Source organism: Nonomuraea phyllanthi, assembly GCF_006334985.2.
GTDB lineage: Bacteria > Actinomycetota > Actinomycetes > Streptosporangiales > Streptosporangiaceae > Nonomuraea > Nonomuraea phyllanthi.
In genome coordinates, this window is the sequence record NZ_VDLX02000013.1 from 172,221 (window position 1) to 192,531 (window position 20,311).

General features: G+C 72.4%; 16 protein-coding genes and 1 pseudogene. 7 read left to right on the forward strand and 10 right to left on the reverse strand.

Going from position 1 to position 20,311, the window contains the following annotated elements; all coding sequences use genetic code 11:
* The first annotated feature begins 274 nt into the window (after window positions 1-274).
* Window positions 275-913, forward strand: coding sequence for an aggregation-promoting factor C-terminal-like domain-containing protein (locus FH608_RS31780; protein WP_226900078.1), 639 nt, complete (start codon window positions 275-277; stop codon window positions 911-913).
* 70 nt (window positions 914-983) lie between these two features.
* A complete protein-coding gene (locus FH608_RS31785; protein WP_139636050.1) occupies window positions 984-2,981 on the forward strand; it encodes a glycosyltransferase family 2 protein in 1,998 nt (665 codons plus the stop codon).
* A gap of 7 nt (window positions 2,982-2,988) precedes the next feature.
* On the opposite strand, the gene FH608_RS31790 is transcribed toward FH608_RS31785, so the two are convergent.
* Genes FH608_RS31790 through FH608_RS31800 form a run of 3 tightly spaced genes read right to left on the reverse strand, consistent with a single transcriptional unit; the run spans window position 2,989 to window position 7,011 of the window.
* Window positions 2,989-4,263 (reverse strand): MFS transporter, encoded by a 1,275-nt coding sequence (locus FH608_RS31790; RefSeq protein ID WP_139636052.1) that lies wholly within the window; start codon window positions 4,261-4,263, stop codon window positions 2,989-2,991.
* A gap of 55 nt (window positions 4,264-4,318) precedes the next feature.
* A complete protein-coding gene (locus FH608_RS31795; RefSeq protein ID WP_226900079.1) occupies window positions 4,319-6,259 on the reverse strand; it encodes a helix-turn-helix domain-containing protein in 1,941 nt (646 codons plus the stop codon).
* Window positions 6,259-7,011, reverse strand: coding sequence for a 3-hydroxybutyrate dehydrogenase (locus FH608_RS31800; RefSeq protein WP_139636056.1), 753 nt, complete (start codon window positions 7,009-7,011; stop codon window positions 6,259-6,261). The genes FH608_RS31795 and FH608_RS31800 overlap by 1 nt, the downstream gene beginning before the upstream one ends.
* Before the next feature lie 240 nt (window positions 7,012-7,251).
* Between FH608_RS31800 and trpD the strand changes: the two genes are divergently transcribed.
* Window positions 7,252-8,301, forward strand: a complete 1,050-nt coding sequence (gene trpD, locus FH608_RS31805; RefSeq protein ID WP_139636058.1) for an anthranilate phosphoribosyltransferase — start codon at window positions 7,252-7,254, stop codon at window positions 8,299-8,301.
* A gap of 49 nt (window positions 8,302-8,350) precedes the next feature.
* On the opposite strand, the gene FH608_RS31810 is transcribed toward trpD, so the two are convergent.
* Complete coding sequence (locus tag FH608_RS31810; protein WP_139636060.1) at window positions 8,351-9,736, reverse strand: class II fumarate hydratase; 1,386 nt, start codon at window positions 9,734-9,736, stop codon at window positions 8,351-8,353.
* A gap of 565 nt (window positions 9,737-10,301) precedes the next feature.
* Here FH608_RS31810 and FH608_RS54480 point away from each other — a divergent pair.
* The gene (locus tag FH608_RS54480; protein WP_226900097.1) at window positions 10,302-10,679 is read left to right on the forward strand and encodes a pentapeptide repeat-containing protein; all 378 of its coding nucleotides are present in this window, start codon (window positions 10,302-10,304) and stop codon (window positions 10,677-10,679) included.
* Window positions 10,680-10,997: 318 nt separating this feature from the next.
* On the opposite strand, the pseudogene FH608_RS54485 reads toward FH608_RS54480, so the two are convergent.
* Window positions 10,998-11,774: pseudogene (locus tag FH608_RS54485) on the reverse strand (serine/threonine-protein kinase); the annotation flags it as partial.
* Between the two features lie 35 nt (window positions 11,775-11,809).
* Complete coding sequence (locus tag FH608_RS31830) at window positions 11,810-12,919, reverse strand: serine/threonine-protein kinase (RefSeq protein ID WP_139637118.1); 1,110 nt, start codon at window positions 12,917-12,919, stop codon at window positions 11,810-11,812.
* 839 nt (window positions 12,920-13,758) lie between these two features.
* Here FH608_RS31830 and FH608_RS31835 point away from each other — a divergent pair.
* A complete protein-coding gene (locus tag FH608_RS31835; protein ID WP_139637119.1) occupies window positions 13,759-13,947 on the forward strand; it encodes a DUF5999 family protein in 189 nt (62 codons plus the stop codon).
* 13 nt (window positions 13,948-13,960) lie between these two features.
* Entirely contained in the window at window positions 13,961-14,467 is a 507-nt protein-coding gene (locus FH608_RS31840; RefSeq protein WP_139637120.1) for a GNAT family N-acetyltransferase, read from the forward strand.
* A 10-nt stretch (window positions 14,468-14,477) separates the two neighbouring features.
* On the opposite strand, the gene FH608_RS31845 is transcribed toward FH608_RS31840, so the two are convergent.
* From FH608_RS31845 to FH608_RS31860, 4 genes are all read right to left on the reverse strand, one after another.
* Window positions 14,478-15,557, reverse strand: coding sequence for an ABC transporter substrate-binding protein (locus FH608_RS31845; RefSeq protein ID WP_139637121.1), 1,080 nt, complete (start codon window positions 15,555-15,557; stop codon window positions 14,478-14,480).
* Window positions 15,554-16,087: a SigE family RNA polymerase sigma factor gene (locus FH608_RS31850; protein WP_139637122.1), complete on the reverse strand. Its 534-nt coding sequence runs from the start codon at window positions 16,085-16,087 to the stop codon at window positions 15,554-15,556. Before FH608_RS31850 ends, FH608_RS31845 begins: the two co-directional genes overlap by 4 nt.
* Window positions 16,088-16,234: 147 nt before the next feature.
* Entirely contained in the window at window positions 16,235-17,911 is a 1,677-nt protein-coding gene (locus FH608_RS31855) for a fumarate hydratase (protein ID WP_193318735.1), read from the reverse strand.
* Between the two features lie 26 nt (window positions 17,912-17,937).
* Window positions 17,938-18,816, reverse strand: a complete 879-nt coding sequence (locus tag FH608_RS31860) for a DMT family transporter (protein WP_139637123.1) — start codon at window positions 18,814-18,816, stop codon at window positions 17,938-17,940.
* Window positions 18,817-18,884: 68 nt separating this feature from the next.
* On the opposite strand from FH608_RS31860, the gene pdxR reads away from it, so the two are divergent.
* On the forward strand, window positions 18,885-20,285 hold the full coding sequence (pdxR, locus tag FH608_RS31865; protein WP_139637124.1) for a MocR-like pyridoxine biosynthesis transcription factor PdxR: 1,401 nt from the start codon (window positions 18,885-18,887) through the stop codon (window positions 20,283-20,285).
* Window positions 20,286-20,311: the final 26 nt, after the last annotated feature.

Here is a 20,311-nt window from a genome sequence, read left to right on the forward strand (position 1 = left end):
ACGGCAGCCTGGAAGCGGCTTCCCTTCGGTTCGCGGGCGCCCGAAGGGGGGCCGCGCTTTGTGTGACTATTGTCACATCGTCCGGGAAACGCCATGCTTACCAGCCGGTTAACCAACGAGGCGCCAAGCGATTACCGCGTTTCGGTTGCGAACCACCCCCCAGGACAGGGCAAGCTCATGGATCGTGAGCCCCGGTCCGCAGTTGAGTGAGCGCCCCCCGAAGGATGACCTGCCCTCGGGGCGCCGGTCGCAGACGCGCCGGTCGAAGAGGCGCGTGAGCCCCAAGGCGGTGACCATCACCGTCGTCTCGCTGGTGGTCGTGGTAGGCGGAGGCACCTTCGTGACCCTCCGCGCCATCGAGAACGCCAACAGGCCGCCTGCCGACCCCTTCACGGCGGCCGAGCTCGGAGCGATCGCCGGCGGCAGCTTCTACGTGCCCGACCCCGAGAACGACGCGCTCAAGAACGCCGCCGTGCAGGCGTACAAGGCCGAGCAGCTGAAGAAGGGCCGCTCCGGGGGCAAGGACGACCTCGACTGGGTCGTGCCCAAGCAGGCGCCGGGCGGCGACGGGTTCCCCGCCCAGAACTTCCCGCCGGGCAGCAACCCCTCGCCGGGCTCCAACAAGGCCACCGCCAAGGCCCTGCTCGCCTCCCACGGCTGGGGCGGCGACCAGTGGGGCTGCCTCGAGGCGCTCTGGCAGAAGGAGAGCGGCTGGAACGAGCGGGCGATGAACCGCTACTCCGGCGCGTACGGCATCCCGCAGGCCCTGCCCGGCAGCAAGATGGCCAGCGCGGGCGGCGACTGGCAGACCAACGCCGCCACCCAGATCGAGTGGGGGCTCGGCTACATCAAGGGCCGCTACGGCACGCCGTGCGGCGCCTGGGGTCACTCACAGTCGGTGGGCTGGTACTAGAGGGTCAACTTTCGCTCTCCAATCGGCAAGCCGCCGAGCCAGAAGGTGTATACAGGCGCACGCTGGCCCCATGGGTGTGAAGGTCAGCGTGATCGTCAATGTTCACAATCCAGGTGCGGGCGCCAACGCCTGCATCCGTTCCGCCGTGGAGCAGACCATGCCCGCGGACGAGTACGAAGTGATCTTCGTGGACGACGGCTCGACGGACGGGATCGGGGAGCGGCTCGACACCGTCGCGGCGGCCCGCGAGAACGTCCGGGTGCTGCACCTGCCGCAGACCGGAACGCCCATGCGCGGACGCAACGTCGGCCTCGCCTCCGCCGTCGGCGACTACGTCTTCTTCCTCGACCAGGGTGACCGGCTGGAGAAGGACGCGATCGCCCGCATGCACGACCGCGCCGTGGAGACCGACGCGGACGTGCTGATCGGCCGCCTGATCCGCGACTTCGGCCCGCCGATGACCGCCTTCGAGCGCAGCACGCCCCGCGCCGACATCCTGCGCGACCGGTTGCTCACGCTGCTCGTGCCGCAGCAGCTCTACCGCCGCGCCTTCCTGGAGGAGCACGAGCTGGGCTTCGCCGTGCCCGGCGGCCGGCTGGGCGAGCAGGCGTTCGTGATGCGGGCCTACCTGCACGCCAAGGTCATCGCCGTGCTGGCCGAGCACGTCTGCTGCCACCTCGGCGACCGGCGCGGGACCGAGGAGGAGCCGCGCGCCATGGTCAAGGAGCTGTGCGGGCTCCTCGACGACATCGACACCTACGTCGGGGAGGGGCGGCAGCGCGAGCGCATGTACGCCCACTGGTTCCGCTACGCGGTGCTGCGCCCGATGGTGACCGCCAGGTTCGCCGACTCGTCCGTGGACCGCGGCCTGCACTTCAGGGTGGTGCAGGAGCTGGTGGCGGAGCGCTTCCCCGCCACGCTCGACCGCTACCTGCCGGTGCAGCTCCGCATGGTGGCCGCGTACGTCAGGATGGGGCGCCTGGACCAGATCGTGCTCCTCGCCAACTCCACCAGGCGGGCCGGGCTGCGCGCCGACCTCAGCGAGGTGCGCTGGGACGCCCACGTGCTGGTGCTCGGGCTGACCGTGGAGGTCATGACCGGCGACGGCACCCCCGACAGGTACCGCACGCAGGGCGAGCGCGTGCACTGGATCCCGCCGCGCGCCCTGGAGACCAGGTCGCTGGACGACGGCGTCACCGACATCACCGACACGGTCGAGCGGTCCCGCATCGAGCTGTACGTGCGCCACTCCGAGACCGGCGTGATCCACTTCCTGCCGCTGACGCAGCACATGGAGCGCATCCCCGAGGGCCGCAACAAGATCAGGGTGCAGATCAGGGGCGAGGCCAGGCTCGACGTCACCACCGCCGCGCTCGGGCAGCCGCTCAAGCAGGGCCAGTGGGAGGTGCACGTCCGCATGTTCGGCGGCGCCAACCAGGCGCGGAGCCGGGTCGGCCGCTCCGACCGCCCGCTCAACTGCCTGGGCGTGCTGGCCCAGCGCCCGAGGACGCGGCTGGTGGTGCCGTGCTGGACCGACCAGGGCGAGCTGGGCCTGGCCGTCGAGCCGCGCTCCTTCTCCGAGTCCATCGCGCTGGTGTCGCGGGGCGTGGAGGTCAAGCGGCTCGACGGGCACGCGTACGTCGTGCTGCCGGTGCCGTACGTGCCGCCGAGCGGCGGCCCGCCCCTGGAGCTGGTGCTGCGCGGCACCGGGCGGCGCGAGCGCGAGGTGTGCGCGCCCGCGCTGGTCGAGGCCGGGGTGCCCGGCAAGATCGCCGGGCAGCTCGTCGCGAAGGTGCCGGTCGCGCGGATGATGCCGACCCCCGACCAGCTCGGCCCCGGCGGGTGGCTGGCGTCGCTGCGCTCGCCGGACGAGGAGATCGGGCTGAGGTTCTCGCTGCGGATGCGCAGGGGCCGGATCGAGGTGCGCCCCGCCACCGCCGTCGACCAGGCGCGGCGCTCGCCCATGGGACGGGACACCCTGCTGTACCGGATCGGCAGGCGGCTGCCCGTCGTGCGCCGCATGGTACGGCTGGCGCGGGCGGGCAAGCACCGCTACCTCAAGGACTGAGCCGTCCTCACCCGGCGTGGACCCTCTCGGCCAGGTCGCGCCCCTTGGTCTCGCGGGCCGCGTAGACCGCCGCGAGGGTGAGCACCGCAGCCAGGCCCAGGTAGACCGAGATGGGGATGCTGCTCGCGTACGCCCTCAGCAGCGCGACCGCGATGACGGGGGCCAGCGCGCCGGCCACGATGGCCGAGAGCTGCGCGCCGATGGAGACGCCGGTGTAGCGCATCCTCGTGCCGAAGAGCTCGGAGAAGAAGGCCGCCTGCGGGCCGTACATCATGCCGTGGAAGAGCAGGCCGACGGTGACGGCCAGGGTGATCACCAGGATGTTGCCGGTGTCCACGAGCGGGAAGAACGCGAAGATCCACACCCCGATCCCGGCCGCGCCCGCCAGGTAGATCGGGCGGCGGCCGATCCGGTCGGACAGCGCGCCCCACATCGGGATCGTGACGAAGTGGATGGCAGAGGCGACCAGCACCGCGTTCAGCACCGTGGAGTTGTCGACCTTGATCTCCTTGGCGTACGTGATGACGAAGACGGTCAGCAGGTAGAAGGAGATGTTCTCGGCGAGGCGGGCGCCGATCGCGATGACGACGTCCTTGGCGTGGTGCCGCAGCACGCCCACGATGGGCGCCACCGGCTCGGGCGGGGCCTCCTTGAACACCGGCGACTCGCTGATCGTCAGCCGGATCCAGAGCCCGATCAGCACCAGCACGCCCGACAGCAGGAACGGCACCCGCCACCCCCACGCCAGGAACGCCTCGTCCGACTGCCAGGCGGCCAGCGCCGCCAGCACGCCGGTGGCCAGCAGGTTGCCGCCGGGCGCGCCCGCCTGCGGCCAGGAGGCCCAGAAGCCGCGCCGGCCGCTCTCGCCGTGCTCGGAGACGATCAGCACCGCGCCGCCCCACTCGCCGCCGAGCGCGAAGCCCTGCACGAGCCTTAACGCGGTCAGCAGCAGCGCCGCCGACGGCCCCAGGGTCTCGTACGTCGGCAGGCAGCCGATCAGGAACGTCGCCGCGCCCATCGTCAGCAGGCTGACGACCAGCAGCGTCTTGCGGCCGATCCGGTCGCCGAAGTGGCCGAAGACCAGGCCGCCGAGCGGGCGGGCGACGAACCCGACGGCGTAGGTGAGGAACGCCAGCAGCGTGCCGGTGAGGGGATCGGAGTCGGGGAAGAAGAGCTGGTTGAAGACGAGGGCGGCTGCCGAGCCGTACAGGAAGAAGTCGTACCACTCGATGGTGGTGCCGATCAGGCTCGCGGCGACGATCTTCTTGATGGAAGTGGCCATGCCGGTCACGGTAGGGAGTGACCGGCGTCACTCATATGGGGCCGAAGCCCACAGTCTAGGGGGTGGATGTGTGGCCGAGGCGGTGCAGGCGGAGCGCGAGCTGGATCTCGAGCGCGCGCTCCGGCTCCAGCCAGCCGTCGCCGAGCAGCCTGCCGATCCGGTCGAGCCGCTGCGTGACGGTGTTGACGTGGATGTGCATGGCCTCGGCCGTACGGGAGGGGGAGCCGCCCGAGCCGAAGTAGGCGCTCAGCGTGTCGGCGAGCGCGGTGCCCCGGCGGGCGTCGTAGTCGATCACCGCGCCGAGTGCGCCGGTGACGAAGCCGCGCACGTCGCGGCCGTCGCCGACGAGCAGCCCCACGAAGCCCAGCTCGGCCGCGCTCGCGCCGTCGCCGGCCCGGCCGAGCGCGATCAGCGCCTCGGCGCACCTGCGCGCCTCCAGGTACGCGCCGGCCACGTCCCCCTCGGCCGTCGCGCCGCTCTCGGCGCCCACCCCGGCCGCCGCCCCGCCCTCGGCGCCCGCCACGGACGCTCCCGCCGCGCCGCCTCCGGTGGCGACCCGCGCGGCGCCGGCCGTGGCGGGGCCGTGCAGCGACGCGCTCAGCTCGGCGGCCACGCCCTGCGCGACGCGGCCCGCGTCCACGCCCGGCAGCAGCAGCACGACCTCGTCGGCCCGCCCCGCCGCCAGCCCGTGCCGCAGCGCCGCCTGTGAGGAGGCCCAGAACGCGGCCCGCTCCCGCTGCCCGCCGTGCTTGGCCACCACCACGACGTGCGGCGCGCCCAGGTCGACGCCCAGCCGGCGCGCCCGGTCCGCCAGGCCGGGGGAGCCCGGCCGGGAGATCAGGTCGTCGAGCAGCTCGCCCCTGACCCGGCCCTCCGCCTCCGCCACGCTCCTGCGGAACAGCAGCAGCAGCGCGCACACCAGCGCCGCCCGCTCCAGGATGCGCCCGTCGGCGTCGTCGCTGCGCAGGATCAGCGTGCACAGCGGCTCGCCGCCGACGTCCACCGACGCGATCAGCAGGTCGCCGCGCCGCACCGTGCGGCCCAGCGCCCTGGACGCCTGCGCGGCCTCGAACACACCCGCGTCGAGCTCGCCCACGTCGCCCGTGAGCGGCCGGCCCAGGTCGTCGAGCACCGCCAGCGACCCGCCCAGCACGTCGGTGACCACGGCGGCGACGTCCTCGATCCCGCCGCCGCGCAGCACCAGCGAGGTCATGCGGTCGTGCGCCAGCGCGCCCCGCTCCACGGCCTCGCCGTGCTCCCTCGCGATCCGGTGGGCCTGGGAGAGCTCCTCCAGCGCGTTCCTGGTCTCCTGCAGCAGCCGCGCGTTGTCGATGGCGACGGCGGCGTGCGCGGCCAGGCTCGCCAGCAGCGAGACCTCCTCCTGGTGGAAGGGCCGCGCGCTGCGGTTGGCCGCCATCAGCACGCCGATCACCCGCTGCCCCAGCCGCAGCGGCACGCCCAGGATCGCGACCAGGCCCTCCTCCTTGACGGCCTCGTCGATGTGGTCCTTGTGCCGGAACCTGGCGTCGGCGAAGTAGTCGGCCGTCGCGTACGGCGTGGCCGTCTGCGCCACCAGCCCGCCCAGCCCCGCCCCCATGGCCAGCCGCAGCGCCCGGAACTTGGCCGAGATCGACCCGTCGGTGACCCGCATGTAGGTGTCGCCCCGCTCGGGGTCGTGCAGCGTCATGTACGCGACGTCGGTGGCCAGCAGCTGCCTGGCCCGGTGCACGATGGCCTCCAGGACCGCGTCGAGGTCGCGCAGCGCCGCCAGGTCGCCGGCCGTGTCGTACAGCGCCGACAGCTCGGCCTCGCGCCTGGCCCGCCGCCTGAGCAGCGCGCGGACCCGCAGCGCCTGGACCTTGGCCCGCTCCAGCTCCTCGATCGTGGCGGGATCGGCCCCCGCGGCCCTGGCCTCGATGATCGGCCCCTCGAACTCGACCGCCGACGCCTCCCTGGCCAGCAGGTCCAGGAAGGGCGTGCTCGCTGTGTGGCTCACTATTGGGCCGTCCAGCCGCCGTCCAGGGGCAGCGACACGCCGGTGATGAACGACCCGGCCGGCCCGCAGAGGTAGGCGACCAGCTCGGCCACCTCGTCCGGCTCGATCAGCCGCTTGATCGCGGCGGGCGCCAGCATGACGTCCGCCACCACCTGCTCGGGGTCGATCCCGTGCACCCTGGCCTGGTCGGCGATCTGTGCCTCGACCAGCCCGGTCCGCACGTACGCGGGGCAGACGCAGGTCGAGGTCACCCCGTGCGGCGCCCCTTCGAGCGCCACCACCTTGGAGAAGCCCTCCAGCGCGTGCTTGGCCGCCGTGTAAGCCGACTTGTACGGCGAGGCCCGCAGTCCGTGCACGGACGAGATGTTCACGAACCGGCCCCAGCCGCTGGCGTACATGCCGGGCAGCACCTGGCGCGCGATCAGGAACGGCGCCTCCACCATCACCCGGAGCATCGCCGCGAACACCTCGGGCGGGAACTCCTCGACCGGCGCGACGTGCTGGAACCCCGCGTTGTTGACCACGATGTCGACCGGCTCGCCGGGCAGCGCCGCCACGAAGCCCGGATCGGCCAGGTCGGCCACCACGGCCACGCCGCCGATCTCGGCGGCCACCCTCTCGGCGGGCTCGGCCCGCATGTCGACGACCAGCACCCTGGCCCCCTCGGCGGCCAGACGCCGGGCGCAGGCCGCCCCGATGCCGCCGCCCGCCCCCGTCACCAGCGCGGTGCGCCCCGTCAGCTCCTTCGCCATACCCCGCACCCTAGGTGCTCGCCCCGCGCCGACGCATGGGTGCCGGCGACATAGATGCGTGTCGTTCCATGTGGATCGCCGGTATCTGCTATGTTGAGCGCATGATCGCGTATTCGTCCCAGTGGTGGCCCGCCTGCTAGGCGGACCTCCCGGCGTATACGCACCACGGCCGCCTCGACGAGGCGGCCCGCGGCATGTCGCAAGCGCCCCCGTCGAGCACTGACGAAAGGGGCGCACCCCATGACCACCTGGCCCGCACTGCTCACCACGCTGCTCGGCGGCGAGTCGCTCACCTCGCGCCAGGCCAGATGGGCCATGGAGCAGATCGTCACGGAGGCGGCGACGGACGCCCAGATCGCCGCGTTCGCGATCGCGCTGCGCGCCAAGGGCGAGAGCGTGGCGGAGGTGTCCGGGCTGGCCGACGGCATGCTGTCCAGGGCGGCCGCGATCCGGGTCCCCGGCGACCCGGTCGACCTCGTCGGCACCGGCGGCGACCGCGCCAACACCGTGAACATCTCCACCATGGCCGCCGTCGTCGCCGCCGCGGCGGGCGTCAAGGTCGTCAAGCACGGCGGGCGGGCCGCCTCCTCGATGGCGGGCGCGGCGGACGTGCTGGAGGAGCTCGGCGTGGCCATCGACCTGCCGCCCGCCGCCGTGGTCAGGGTGGCGGACGAGGTCGGCATCACGTTCTGCTTCGCGCCCGCGTTCAACCCGGCGCTGAAGCGCACGTCGGGGCCGCGCCGCGAGCTGGGCGTCCCGACGGTCTTCAACTTCCTCGGACCGCTCACCAACCCCGCGCTGCCGCCCGCCCAGGCGGTCGGCGTCTTCCATCCGGGGATGGCGCCGGTCATCGCCGGGGTGCTGGCCGAGCGCGGCTGCTCCTCGCTCGTCTTCCGGGGCGACGACGGGCTCGACGAGCTGACCACCTCGGGGCCGTCCACGGTCTGGGTGGTACGGCGCGGCGCCGTGACGCGAACCGCCTTCGACCCGGCCGACCTGTCGATCCCGCGGGCGCGCCCCGCCGACCTGCGCGGCGGCGACGTCCGGCACAACGCGGCCGTGGCGCGGGCCGTGCTCTCGGGCGAGCGGGGGCCCGTACGGGACGTCGTCCTGCTCAACGCGGCCGCCGCCGTGGTGGCGGGCGAGGGCGTGCCGCCCGCGCACGACCTGACGGCCGCACTGGGCGCGGCGCTGAAGCGGACCGCGGACGCGGTCGACTCCGGCGGCGCGCTCGACCTGCTCACCCGCTGGGCCGCGGCCACCCAGGCGCTCGCCTCGGGGCCCCGCTGACACCACGCCGAGCGCGCCTTCGGGGCGGGGCAAACGGCGTCACGTCGTCTCAGGGCCTGGTCATCGACATCACGTCGAGCGCGGCGTCGAGTTGCTCCTCGGTCAGGGTGCCGTTGGACACGTGGCCGCGCTCGATCACGACCTCGCGGATGGTCTTGCGCTCGGCCAGGGCCTGCTTGGCGATCTTCGCGGCCTCCTCGTAGCCGACGTACCGGTTGAGCGGGGTGACGATCGACGGGGACGACTCGGCGTACTCGCGCAGGCGCTCGGCGTTCGCCGTGATGCCGGAGACGCAGCGGTCGGCGAGCAGCCGCGACACGTTCGCCAGCAGCCTGATCGACTCCAGGATGTTGCGCGCGATGACCGGCAGCTGCACGTTCAGCTCGAAGCTGCCGGACGCGCCGGCGAACGTGATCGCCGCGTCGTTCCCGATGACCTGGGCCGCGACCATGGCCGTGGCCTCCGGGATCACCGGGTTGACCTTGCCCGGCATGATCGACGAGCCCGGCTGGAGGTCGGGCAGGTTGATCTCGCCCAGCCCGGCGCGCGGGCCGGAGCCCATCCAGCGCAGGTCGTTGGCGATCTTGTTGAGCGAGACGGCCACCACCTTGAGCTGGCCGGACAGCTCGACGATCGAGTCCTGCGCGCCCTGCGCCTCGAAGTGGTCACCGGCCTCGGTGAACAGGATGCCGGTCGCCTCGCGCAGCTTCGCGATGGCCTCCTGGGCGAACCCGGGCGGCGTGTTGATGCCGGTGCCCACGGCGGTGCCGCCCAGCGGGAGCTCCAGCACGTGTTCGAGGGCGGCGGTGACCCGGACGACGCCGTGCTCGATCTGGCTGGCGTACCCGCCGAACTCCTGGCCGAGCGTCACCGGCGTCGCGTCCATCAGGTGGGTGCGCCCCGACTTGACCACCCCGTCGAACTCGATCGACTTCTCCCGCAGCGTCGCCGCCAGGTGCTGGAGCGAGGGGAGCAGGTGGAACGTCACCTCCGTCGCCGCCGCCACGTGGATCGAGGTCGGGAAGACGTCGTTGGACGACTGGGAGGCGTTCACGTGGTCGTTGGGGTGAACGGGACGGCCGAGGCGCTCCTCCGCGAGCGTCGCGATCACCTCGTTGGCGTTCATGTTGGAGGAGGTGCCCGAGCCGGTCTGGAAGACATCGATCGGGAAGTGGGCGTCGTGCTCGTTCTCCGCGACGTCGGCCGCGGCCTGCGCGATGGCCTCGGCCAGATCCTTGTCGATCACGCCCAGCTCGCCGTTCACCTCGGCGGCCACCGCCTTGATCAGGCCGAGCGCGGCGATGTGGGACGGCTCCAGAGGGCGTCCCGAGACCGGGAAATTCTCCACTGCCCGCTGGGTCTGCGCGCGCCACCTGGCGCCCGAGGGCACGCGTACCTCGCCCATCGAGTCATGCTCGATTCTGAACTCGCTCATGACTTCCAGTCTGACCCACGGACGCGGGCTCGCCGCGGCTCGGGTGGGCGCCGCTGGGTCAGCTGGAGAACAGGGCCACGATGAGCACGGCGATCACCACCGCCGCGGCGGCGGCCACGGCCATGAGCACCAGCATGCCGTTGCGGTTGCCCTCGGGGCGCTGCTCGGGCTGGCCCGCGATGGCGAACAGGTCCGTGCCCAGGCCCTGGCTCTGGTGGGGCTCCTGCTGCCGCGGCGCGGCGTCCCCCTGCTGTGACCGGCCCTGGCCCTGCTCGGGCAGCGGGTAGACCTGCTGTCCCGGCGGGGGCGGGAACTGGACGCGGGCGGTCGCGGCGCTCTCGTCGGAGGGCTGCTGCGGCCGGCGCTCGGGCGCCGGGGGGAACGGGCCCTTGGGGCGGGCGATGCTGACCGTCCGGTTGGGGTCGAACCCGGTGTCGAGCGAAGCGGCCTGCGGCCCGCCGGCCTGCGACGGCGGGTTGCCGCCGCCCGGCTGCTGGGCGCCCCCGGGCTGCTGCGGCGGGCGGCCGGGCATGGGATTCCGCGGTACGGTAGCCGCGCCCGAGTCGTGCACCGGCCCCTGCGGCCCGGACCCCGGCTGCCGCCCGGGCACCTGCGGCCCGGACCCCGGCCCGCGCCCACCGGGCCCTCCAGGAACGGGTCCACCGGGTCCTCCAGGAACGGGCCCACCGGGCGCTCCCGGCACCGGCCCGCCCTGCCCCGGCCGCCTCGAGACCGGACCACTCTGCGCCGGGCCACCCTGTCCTGGGCCACCTTGTCCCGAGCCACCTTGCCCGGGGCCGCCATACGCGGGACCGCCCTGACCCGGGCCACCCTGAGCGAAGGCACCCTGTGCGGGGACGCCCTGTCCGGGGCCACCGTAAGCGGGGCCGCCCTGCCCGGGGCCGCCCTGCCCGGGACCGCCCTGCGCCGGGCCGCCTTGTGAGGGCCCCCATCCAGGTCCGCCCTGCATGGGGTTGCCGTGCGGCGCCCCGGCGGCGGCCGGGTGACCGGGCGCGCCCGGCGGCGGGCCGTTCGGGCCGGTGGGTGCCTGTGGTCCGGGAGCCGCCGCGCCCTGCCCCCATGGCCCCCGAGCGCCGGCGTCCGCCTGGTCGGCGGGGGGCTGGGGGGAGGGGTTCTTCGGGGCGGCGAACGGATCGGGCATAGCGGCCTCCTGCGCCTTCAGAGCCTCGGCCGTGATCGCCGGCATCTCGCTCGTGGGGGTGTCGGCGACCATGCGCAGCAGGGTCTCCGCCTTGGCAGCGCCGAGCCGCTGCCGATAGTCCTTGTTCAGCAAGCCGTTCAGCACGGGCCGCAGCCGGCCCGCCTGCGTCGGCGGGTCGGCGCTCTCGGTGAGCAGCGCCGCCAGCGTCTCAGCGATCGTGGACCGCTCGTACGCCGGCCGCCCCTCGACGGCGAAGTAGAGCGTCGCGCCGAGTGACCAGATGTCCGACTCTGGGCCGGTGTATTCGCCCCTGGCACGTTCCGGGGCGGTGTAGCCGGGCGAGCCGATGACCATGCCCGTCCGCGTCAGCCGCGAGTCGCCCTCGGCCTTGGCGATGCCGAAGTCGGTCAGCACCACGCGCCCGTTCTCGGTGATGAGCACGTTGCCCGGCTTGACGTCACGGTGGGTGATGCCCTGGGCGTGCGCCGCGCGCAACGCCCCGAGCAGGTCGACGCCGATCTCCGCCACCAGTCGCGGCGGCAGCGGGCCCTCCTCGTCGATCACCTGCTCCAGCGAGCGGGCCTCGATGAGCTCCATGATGATCCACGGGCTGTCGTCCTGGATCAGCACGTCGTGGATGGCGGCCACGGACGGGTGGTTGATCCGCGAGGCGAGCCGGCCCTCCCGCACCATGCGTTCGCGCAGCTCGGCCTGTTGTTCCTCGGTGAGCCCGGGGTCCTGACGGATCTCCTTGACCGCCACCTCGCGCCCGAGCGCGCGGTCGCGAGCACGCCACACGGTGCCCATGGTGCCCCGGCCGAGCGGGGCCATGAGCTCGTAGCGCTCCGCGAGCAGGCGTGTCTGCTGTTCCGGCATGAGAAGAAGATATCGATTCTCGCTTGGGAAGTGCTTTACCCTCGCTTGCGAAGTTCTCTTGGCCAGAACCGCCGAGGAAGGCACAACTTTATCACCGTCGCTTTCAAACGGGCATAAGCCGACGGTGCCGGCCGCGCTTCAACACGCTTCCTGTGCACCCCCTCACCGGATTTGCGCTCTTGACGCGGAGCCGGCACCGACAGCGCTGTCGTGGTGACGTCCGCCCTGTGCAGCCCGCGATGCGCGGGCCTGCGTGGGAAAGACGGCGCGGTGATGGACGGGGCCGGGCGTACGGGCTTGCGCGGCGGCAGCGGCTCCTCGGCCGAGCCGCCCGCGGCCACTCTGGCCAGCATGAGCGAGGCCCGCACGGAGTCGAGCCTGGTCTGCGGGTCGATCCTGAGCAGCGCGTCGAGCACGGGACCCAGCGGCCCTGCCTTGGTCATCGGGATCGGCTCGCCGCTGGTCAGCGCCGCCAGCGCGGCGGCGGCCGTACGGCGGCCGTGCAGGCCCCGGCCCTCGACGGCGGTGTAGAGGGTCGCGCCGAGCGACCACAGATCGCCGGCGGGACTGGCCTTGGACCCCAGCACCCGCTCGGGGGCGATGTAGCCGGCGGACCCCAGGACGATGCCCGCCTGGGTGATGGAAACGTCACCTTCGAGTGCGGCCAGTCCGAAGTCGGTGAGCACCGCGCGGTCCTCGGTCACCAGCACGTTGCTGGGCTTGACGTCGCGGTGCAGGATGCCCTTGGCGTGCACGGCGCGGAGCGCCCCGAGGATCTGCCGGCCGATCTCGGCGGCCTTGCGCGGGTGGAGCGGTCCTTCCTCCTGGATGAGCTGCTCCAGCGACTTGGCTCTGAGCAGCTCCATCACGATCCACGGCCGGTCGTCCTCGGTGACCACGTCGAAGACGGTGATGACGGACGGGTGCGCGACCATCGCGGTCGCCCTGCCCTCGCGCTCGGTGCGCGCGCACAGCTCGGCGCGCAGCTCCTCGTCGAGCACGGACGGCAGGCGCACCTCCTTGACCGCCACGTCACGGTCGAGCAGCTCGTCATGCGCCCGCCAAACGGTGCCCATGCCGCCGCGTCCAACCGGCTCCACAAGCCGGTAGCGCGCGGCGAGTAGGTAACCAGAGGGCGCACGCATGCCTGGCAGCTTACCTATTTGTGTAAACCGACCAGTAGAGGCGCGGCCGATAAAAAGTTGCGAACTTAAGTCATCCCGCCTGACTCGTCACGTCAGCAAACCTCCTGGTCCCATCGGCCCCGTTGACGAGCTCCTGCGGTTTCTCGACGCAGCCTCGGGACACCGAAGGTAGTACGCGTGCGTCCCCGCGTCGAGAACCGGCGACGGCGCGTAGTTCGCGCGGGCCCCGTTCCGCCGATTCTCCCAGGCAATCGAGTGCAAACCGTGACCCGGCGGTTTTCGCGGGCCCCGGCGGGCTGCTCCGGCGTACGCCACCTCGCGCCGGGCCGTCCCTTGACGGTCTCGCGGGGCCGGATTGGTCCCGCCCCGAAGGCGCCCTTACCGCCGCCCGCGCGGGCCCGCCCCCCGGCTTTCCCGGACGCGTTCGCGCAGCTTGCAGCCGTTATGTGTCGTTCGGCACAGACATCGCGCCGATGAATGTGCACGATGCCCTGGAGAGGATTTCCCGGCGTACGGCAGGCTGGCTGTCTGGAACTTCAGGGGTGCTGTCAGCAACCTGTAAGGGTGTCGTAAGGGGGCGGGGGCATGGTACAGCCAGAGAGAAGGCGTTCCGCCAAAGGCCCGCAAACTGTCGGTCTCGACGGTCAGACTGAAGGTGTACGCCGAGGTTTCAGCCACTACTGATGACAGGTCGTTGAAGGACGTGATGAAGATGCGCCAGACCCAGGTTCGCCGCCGACCGAAGAAGTCGACCAGAGCCACGCTGGACCTTCGCACGCCGTCGGGGCGCCCCCTGCCCTTTTGACCCGAGATCCGGAGCGCAATCTGAGAGGTGCGCGATGTGCTGTCACTACCCCGCTTGTCCCAGTGCCGACTCGCCCGACCGTGAGGCGTCGCACGTCATAGCGGCCCACCCCGACCAGGGCTGGAGCCTGCTGTGCAACGGCGTCGTGCTGTTCGAGGACACCGGCCTGCTGCTGCCCGACGGCACCGTCGTGGCACCGCACCGATCGCCGGTGGCCGCCTGACTAAGGTGTCCGCGTGACGATTTCCTGGACCACCAGGCCGGAGGAGCCGCACGACGTTCCCGCGATCCGCGCGGTCAACCTCGCGGCGTTCCCCACCTCGCTCGAGGCCGACCTGGTCGACGCGCTCCGCAAGGACCCCGCCTGGATGCCCGGCCTCTCCCTCGTGGCCGAGCGCGACGGGGCCGTGACGGCACACGCCCTGCTCACCCGCTGCCACGTCGACTCCGCCCCCGCCCTCGCGCTCGCCCCCTGCGCCGTCCTGCCCGCCTTCCAGCGCCAGGGCGCCGGCACGGCCGCGATCAACGCGGCGCTCGCCGCCGCCCGCTCCCTGGGCGAGCCCCTGGTGCTCGTCCTCGGCCATCCCCGCTACTACCCCCGCTTCGGGTTCGTCCGGGCCTCCTCCTACGGCATCAGGGCGCCCTTCGACGTGCCGGACGAGGCCATGATGGCGCTGCCGCTCGACCCGTCCCGCCCGGTCCCCGCCGGCACCATCACGTACCCGCCCCCCTTCAGCGCCTGACCGGCCCGGCTCACCCGCCCTTCACGACGGCGCTCCCGAGGTCCGCCGGCCGCTTGATCAGCTTGTAGGAGAGGGCCAGATCGGCGACCCGCTGGAGCTCCTTCAGGTCCGGCTCGGCGGGATAGGTGCCGAGCGCGATCTCCGTGGTCGCCTCCCGGGAGATCTTCGTGTACGTGGGCACCGCGTCGCGCACCTGCTGGGGATCGCCCGCGATCAGGCGCTGCGCCTTGGCCAGCGCGCGCTGGAAGGCCGCCAGCGTGCGAGGATTCCGCCGGATCCACTCGCCGGTGGCCGTGACGCCCGCGGTGTACAGGTTCGCGAACTCCCCGGTCATCGCGTCCTCCACGATCCGCACGCGCCCGGTGTCGCGGGCGTGCGTGACGTACGGCTCGGCCAGCAGGGCGGCGTCGACCTGCCCGGCCCTCAGCGCGTTGTACATCTCGGGGTAGGGCTTCTCGACCAGCAGCACGTCGTCCGGCGCCAGCCCGGCCCGCTTCAGCGCGCCGTTCAACACCACCTGCTGGAGCACCCCGAGGTTCGGGATCGCGACCTTCTTGCGCTTGAGGCCGGCCGCGGTCCTGATCTTCGAGTCGTCGTTCACGGCGATCGCGAAGCCGCCCTGCCCCGCCTGGTACAGACTGGAAACGATCTTGAATTCCCTGCCCAGCTCGTTCAGCCGGAAGACCGTGGTGTAGTCGGTCTGGGCCAGGTCCAGCGCGCCGCTCTCGACCTGCGGCACCACGGTCGCCGGGCCGGTGACGATCACCGGCTCGACCGTCAGCCCCTCCTCCTCGAAATAGTGGTTGGCCACGGCCACGAAGACGGGCGCCGACTCCACGGTCGGCACCAGCCCGACCTTGATGGTGGACAGCTCCGGCGGCCTGGCCGGGCGGGCGGCGGCGGGCGGCTCCGCGTTGAGGGCCCGTACCCCGACGGTGGCGGCGAGTACGGTGACGACGACCACCGCGGCGGTGGCGAGCGCCATGAAGTTGCGCCGCCTGCGCTGGTGGATCTCGAGCGCCCTGTCGCCCAGGTCGCGCTCCGGCATCTCGTCCGCGATGCGGCCGAGCTGGTCTCCGAGCCAGGTCATCGGCGTGCTCCCTCACTACGGGCCGGATCGTCCAGGACGGGCAGTTTCGGCGCGAGCTCCGGCGCCAGCGCGCGAAGGCGGGCCAGGGCGTGGTGCGTCTGGCTCTTCACGGTGCCGACGGAGCACCCCAGCAGGTCGGCGACGTCACGTTCGGTGCGGTCCTCGTAGAAGCGCAGGACGAGCACCGCCCGCTGCTTGGGGGTCAGCAGCATGAGCGCCTGGCGCAGGACGATCCGCAGGACGGCGGAATCCTCCGGCGAGTGGCCGCGGTCGGGTGGCTCGGCGCTCGGCACCTCGCCGGAGCCGCGTCGGCGCCGCCACGAGATGTGCTGGTTCACCATGGTTCTGCGCGCGTACGCGTCGAGGTTGTCGATGTGGCGTAACTTCGGCCACCGCCCGATCATGCGCACGAGCACGCTCTGCAGGAGGTCCTCCGCGAGGTGGACATCTCCCGTGAGCAGGTATGCCAGGCGCATCAACGGACGTTGGTGAGCATCTACGAACGCCCGGAAGCTGGCATCGCGGTCCAACGTCTCTCCTCATGTCGGTACCCACCAGACGCGCTGGGCCCGGCAAAAGGTTGGTACTCCTGGGAAGGCAGTGACGCGCGGAGGGCCGCGGACGGCGAAGCCCCGGCCGCGCGACGTGGCCGGGGCTTCGAGCCGGTGGTGAGAGGGTTACAGGCTGGGCGTGCGGGTGGGGATGCCCACGAAGGTGGCCCCGCCGTCCGCCTGCCGCTGGTCGAAGAAGTCGCCGCCCTTGTCGTCGACCACGATGAACGCGGGGAAGTCGACGACCTCGATCTTCCACACCGCCTCCATCCCCAGCTCCGGATATTCCAGGACCTCGACCTTCTTGATGCAGTCCTGTGCCAGCCGGGCCGCGGGCCCGCCGATGGAGCCCAGGTAGAAGCCGCCGTGCTCCTGGCAGGCCTCGGTGACCTGCTTGGAGCGGTTGCCCTTGGCCAGCATGACCATCGAGCCGCCCGCCGCCTGGAAGCGCTCCACGTACGAGTCCATCCGCCCGGCGGTCGTCGGGCCGAACGAGCCGGAGGCGTAGCCTGCGGGGGTCTTGGCCGGCCCGGCGTAGTAGACGGCGTGGTCCTTCAGGTATTGGGGCATCTCGCCGCCGTTGTCGAGCAGCTCGGCGATCTTGGCGTGCGCGATGTCGCGGGCGACCACGAGGGGGCCGGTGAGGGAGAGGCGGGTCTTGACGGGATATTTCGTGAGCTGGGCGAGGATCTCGGACATGGGGCGGTTGAGGTCAACCTGGATGACGTCGTCCGAGAGGTGCTCGTCGGTGGTCTCCGGGAGGAAACGCGCCGGGTCCGTCTCCAGCTTCTCCAGGAAGACGCCCTCGGGCGTGATCTTGGCCAGCGCCTGCCGGTCGGCCGAGCAGGAGACGGCGATGGCCACCGGGCAGGATGCGCCGTGCCTGGGCAGCCGGATGACGCGGACGTCGTGGCAGAAGTATTTCCCGCCGAACTGCGCCCCGATGCCCAGCTTCTGCGTCAGCTCGAAGACCTTGGCCTCCATCTCCAGGTCGCGGAACCCGTGCCCCGAGGCCGACCCCTCCGTGGGGATCGTGTCGAGGTAGCGGGCGCTGGCGTACTTGGCGGTCTTCAGCGCGAACTCGGCGGAGGTGCCGCCCACGACCACGGCCAGGTGGTACGGCGGGCAGGCCGCGGTGCCGAGCGAGCGGATCTTCTCCTCCAGGAAGGCCATCATGCGCTTCTCGTTGAGCACGGCCTTGGTCTCCTGGTACAGGAACGACTTGTTGGCCGAGCCGCCGCCCTTGGCCATGAACAGCAGTTTGTACTCGTCCGGATGGCCGTGCGGGTCCTCGGCGTACAGCTCGATCTGGGCGGGCAGGTTGCTGCCGGTGTTCTTCTCCTCCCACATGGTCAGCGGGGCCATCTGGGAGTAGCGCAGGTTGAGCTTGGTGTACGCGTCGTACACCCCCCGCGCGACGTGCTCGGCGTCGAGCCCGTCGGTCAGCACGTGGCGCCCGCGCTTGCCCATGACGATCGCGGTGCCGGTGTCCTGGCACATGGGCAGCACGCCGCCGGCGGAGATGGAGGCGTTCTTCAGCAGGTCGAGTGCCACGAACCGGTCGTTGGCGCTGGACTCGGGGTCCTCGATGATCTTCCTGAGCTGGGCGAGGTGGGAGGCCCGCAGGAAGTGGGAGATGTCGTGGACGGCCGTCTCGGTCAGCAGCCGCAGCGCCTCGGGATCGACCTCGAGGAACGTCCGCCCGGCCGCCTCGACCTTCCGCACCCCCTCCGATGTGATCAGCCGATATTCGGTGTCATCGGCTCCCAGCGGCAGCAGGTCGGTGTAGTCGAACTCGCCCATGTCCATCCTTTCGGTTCCCCAAGAGATTACGCGCCTCCGGGGGAGCCCACTGCGGCAACCGCCCGCGACCGTTCGGCGGTCAGCCCCAGGAGGATGCCGGCGATCACCAGCCCGGCCCCCAGCAGGTCGTACGTCGACGGCGTCGCCACCCCGAGCACCGCCCCCGTCACGATCGCGCCGACCGGGATGAGCCCCGCGAACAGCCCGGCCCGGCCGGGGCCGAGCCTGGGCAGGGAGCTGTACCAGAGGAAGAACGCGACGACCGTGACCACGACCGCCAGGTACGCGAACCCGAGCACCTCCGCCCACGAGGGCGCCCGGAACATGCCGGTGCCCGCCTCCGCCAGCCCGATCAGGGCCAGCAGTGGCACGGCCAGCGCCGTCGAGTAGGCCGACACCCTGATCGGCCCCAGCTTCGGCAGCAGCGGGATGGCCAGCAGGGAGAAGCTGACCTCGCCCACGAGCGCGCCCAGCGCCCACAGCAGCCCCGGCAGGTTGCCGCTGCCGAGCCCGGTGGCCAGCGTCGCCCCCGCCACGACCACGCAGGCCCCGGCCAGCAGCCGGGGCGCGGGCCGCCCGCCGGCCAGCGCGAGGGCCAGCGGGACGGTGCCGAGCACCGTGCCGACCAGCGCGGGGCCGGCGGCGCGGGTCGACTCGACCACGCAGACGTTGAACATCACCAGGCCGAGCAGGGTGAGCCCGCCCAGGCACAGGGCCTCGCGCGCCGTGAGCCGGACGAACCGCAGGCCGAGCGCCCGCGTGATGGCGAGCAGGATGACCGCCGCCACGAGATACCGCACGGCCTGGCCGCCGTACAGGGGATAGCCGTCCACGAGCCCTGACACTCCGGCCAGCGTTCCGACGAGGAACATGGCCGCGGCGGCCCCGACGATGCCGTTTCTCATGCGAAGGATGCTAGGGAGACAATGGTTCTCGCAAACAGTCCAATGTCCGGGCAAGAGACAGGACCAATATGGCCGACCTCCATATCCAGATAAATCGCGACAAAGGAGGGCTCGCCGGGCAGATCGCCGCCGAGCTGCGCGAGTCCATCAGGGGCGGCCGGCTGACGCCCGGCACCCGCCTGCCCGCGACCCGCGACCTGGCCGCCGACCTCCAGGTCTCCAGGGGAGTGGTGGTCGAGGCGTACGAGCAGCTCGTCGCCGAGGGTTTCCTGGTCTCCAAGGTCGGCGTCGGCACCCGCGTCACGCCCAAGGCCGCCGCCAGGCCCGCGTCCCGCCCCAAGACCTCCGCCCGCCACCGGCCGGCGGGCTCGGACGCCTCCGCGTCCGGGCCGTACTACGGCCACCGCCCCACCTCCCCCGACCTCGGCCACTTCCCCCGGGAGCGCTGGCTCGCCTCCGTCCGGCACGTCCTGGCCACCGTGCCCTCGGAGGCCCTCGACTACGGGGACCCCGGCGGGGTGCCCGAGCTGCGCGAGGAGCTGGCCGGCTACCTCAGGAGGGTCAGGGCGGCGGACGTGCGCCCGGAGCACCTCGTCATCGTCGGCGGCGTGGCGCAGGGCCTCAGCCTGGTCCTCCACGTGCTGGGCCGGCGGCGCCCGCTCCGGCTGGCCGTCGAGGACCCGACGAGCAACCGCCAGGTGCCGCTGCTGCGCCGGGCGGGCGCGCGGCTCGTGCCGGTGCCCGTGGACGAGGAGGGCCTGGACGTGGGGCGGCTGGGCGGCGACGCCGCGCTCGTCACGCCCGCGCACCAGTACCCGACCGGGGTGGTGCTCTCCCCGCCGCGCCGGGCGGCCCTGATGGAGTGGGCGTACGCGGGCGACCGGGCCATCCTGGAGGACGACTACGACGCCGAGTTCCGCTTCGACCGCGACCCCGTCGGCTGCCTCCAGGGCCTGGCCCCCGACCGGGTGATCCTGTCGGGCAGCGTCAGCAAGTCCCTGGCGCCGGGGCTGCGGCTCGGCTGGGTGGCGGCGCCGCCCGACCTGGCCGAGGCGGTGCGCCGGGCGCGCGGCGAGCTGGACCTGGGCTCGCCGGTCATCGACCAGTACGCGCTGGCGCACTTCCTGCGTACCGGCGGCTATGACAAGCACCTGCGCAGGATGCGCAGGGAGTACCGCCGCCGCAGGGACGCCCTGGTCGGCGCGCTGGCCGAGGAGCTGCCCGACGTGCGGGTCAAGGGCATCGAGGCGGGGCTGCACGTCTACTTGGAGCTGCCGGACGGCTGGGACGAGCTCAGGGCCGCGCGCGCCGCGAAGCTGGCCGGCCTGTCGGTCGAGCCGGTGGGTCCGATGCGCGGCGCGCCGGGGCCCCCGGCGGTGGTGGCGGGCTTCGCCCGGCTGCCGGCGCACAAGGCGTTCGAGGCGGTGCGAGGCTTAAAAGTCAGAATGTCAGGACAAAATGTTGACTGAGGGAGAAGACCTCGCCTAGAAAGAAA

Excerpts from the sequence above, each read along its gene's own strand:
- FH608_RS31785 (WP_139636050.1), top strand. The coding sequence starts at position 984 with ATGGGTGTGAAGGTCAGCGTGATCGTCAATGTTCACAATCCAGGTGCG.
- FH608_RS31790 (WP_139636052.1), bottom strand. The coding sequence starts at position 4,263 with ATGGCCACTTCCATCAAGAAGATCGTCGCCGCGAGCCTGATCGGCACC.
- FH608_RS31800 (WP_139636056.1), bottom strand. The coding sequence starts at position 7,011 with ATGGCGAAGGAGCTGACGGGGCGCACCGCGCTGGTGACGGGGGCGGGC.
- trpD (WP_139636058.1), top strand. The coding sequence starts at position 7,252 with ATGACCACCTGGCCCGCACTGCTCACCACGCTGCTCGGCGGCGAGTCG.
- FH608_RS31810 (WP_139636060.1), bottom strand. The coding sequence starts at position 9,736 with ATGAGCGAGTTCAGAATCGAGCATGACTCGATGGGCGAGGTACGCGTG.
- FH608_RS31830 (WP_139637118.1), bottom strand. The coding sequence starts at position 12,919 with ATGCGTGCGCCCTCTGGTTACCTACTCGCCGCGCGCTACCGGCTTGTG.
- FH608_RS31835 (WP_139637119.1), top strand. The coding sequence starts at position 13,759 with ATGTGCTGTCACTACCCCGCTTGTCCCAGTGCCGACTCGCCCGACCGT.
- FH608_RS31845 (WP_139637121.1), bottom strand. The coding sequence starts at position 15,557 with ATGACCTGGCTCGGAGACCAGCTCGGCCGCATCGCGGACGAGATGCCG.
- FH608_RS31855 (WP_193318735.1), bottom strand. The coding sequence starts at position 17,911 with ATGGGCGAGTTCGACTACACCGACCTGCTGCCGCTGGGAGCCGATGAC.
- FH608_RS31860 (WP_139637123.1), bottom strand. The coding sequence starts at position 18,816 with ATGAGAAACGGCATCGTCGGGGCCGCCGCGGCCATGTTCCTCGTCGGA.
- pdxR (WP_139637124.1), top strand. The coding sequence starts at position 18,885 with ATGGCCGACCTCCATATCCAGATAAATCGCGACAAAGGAGGGCTCGCC.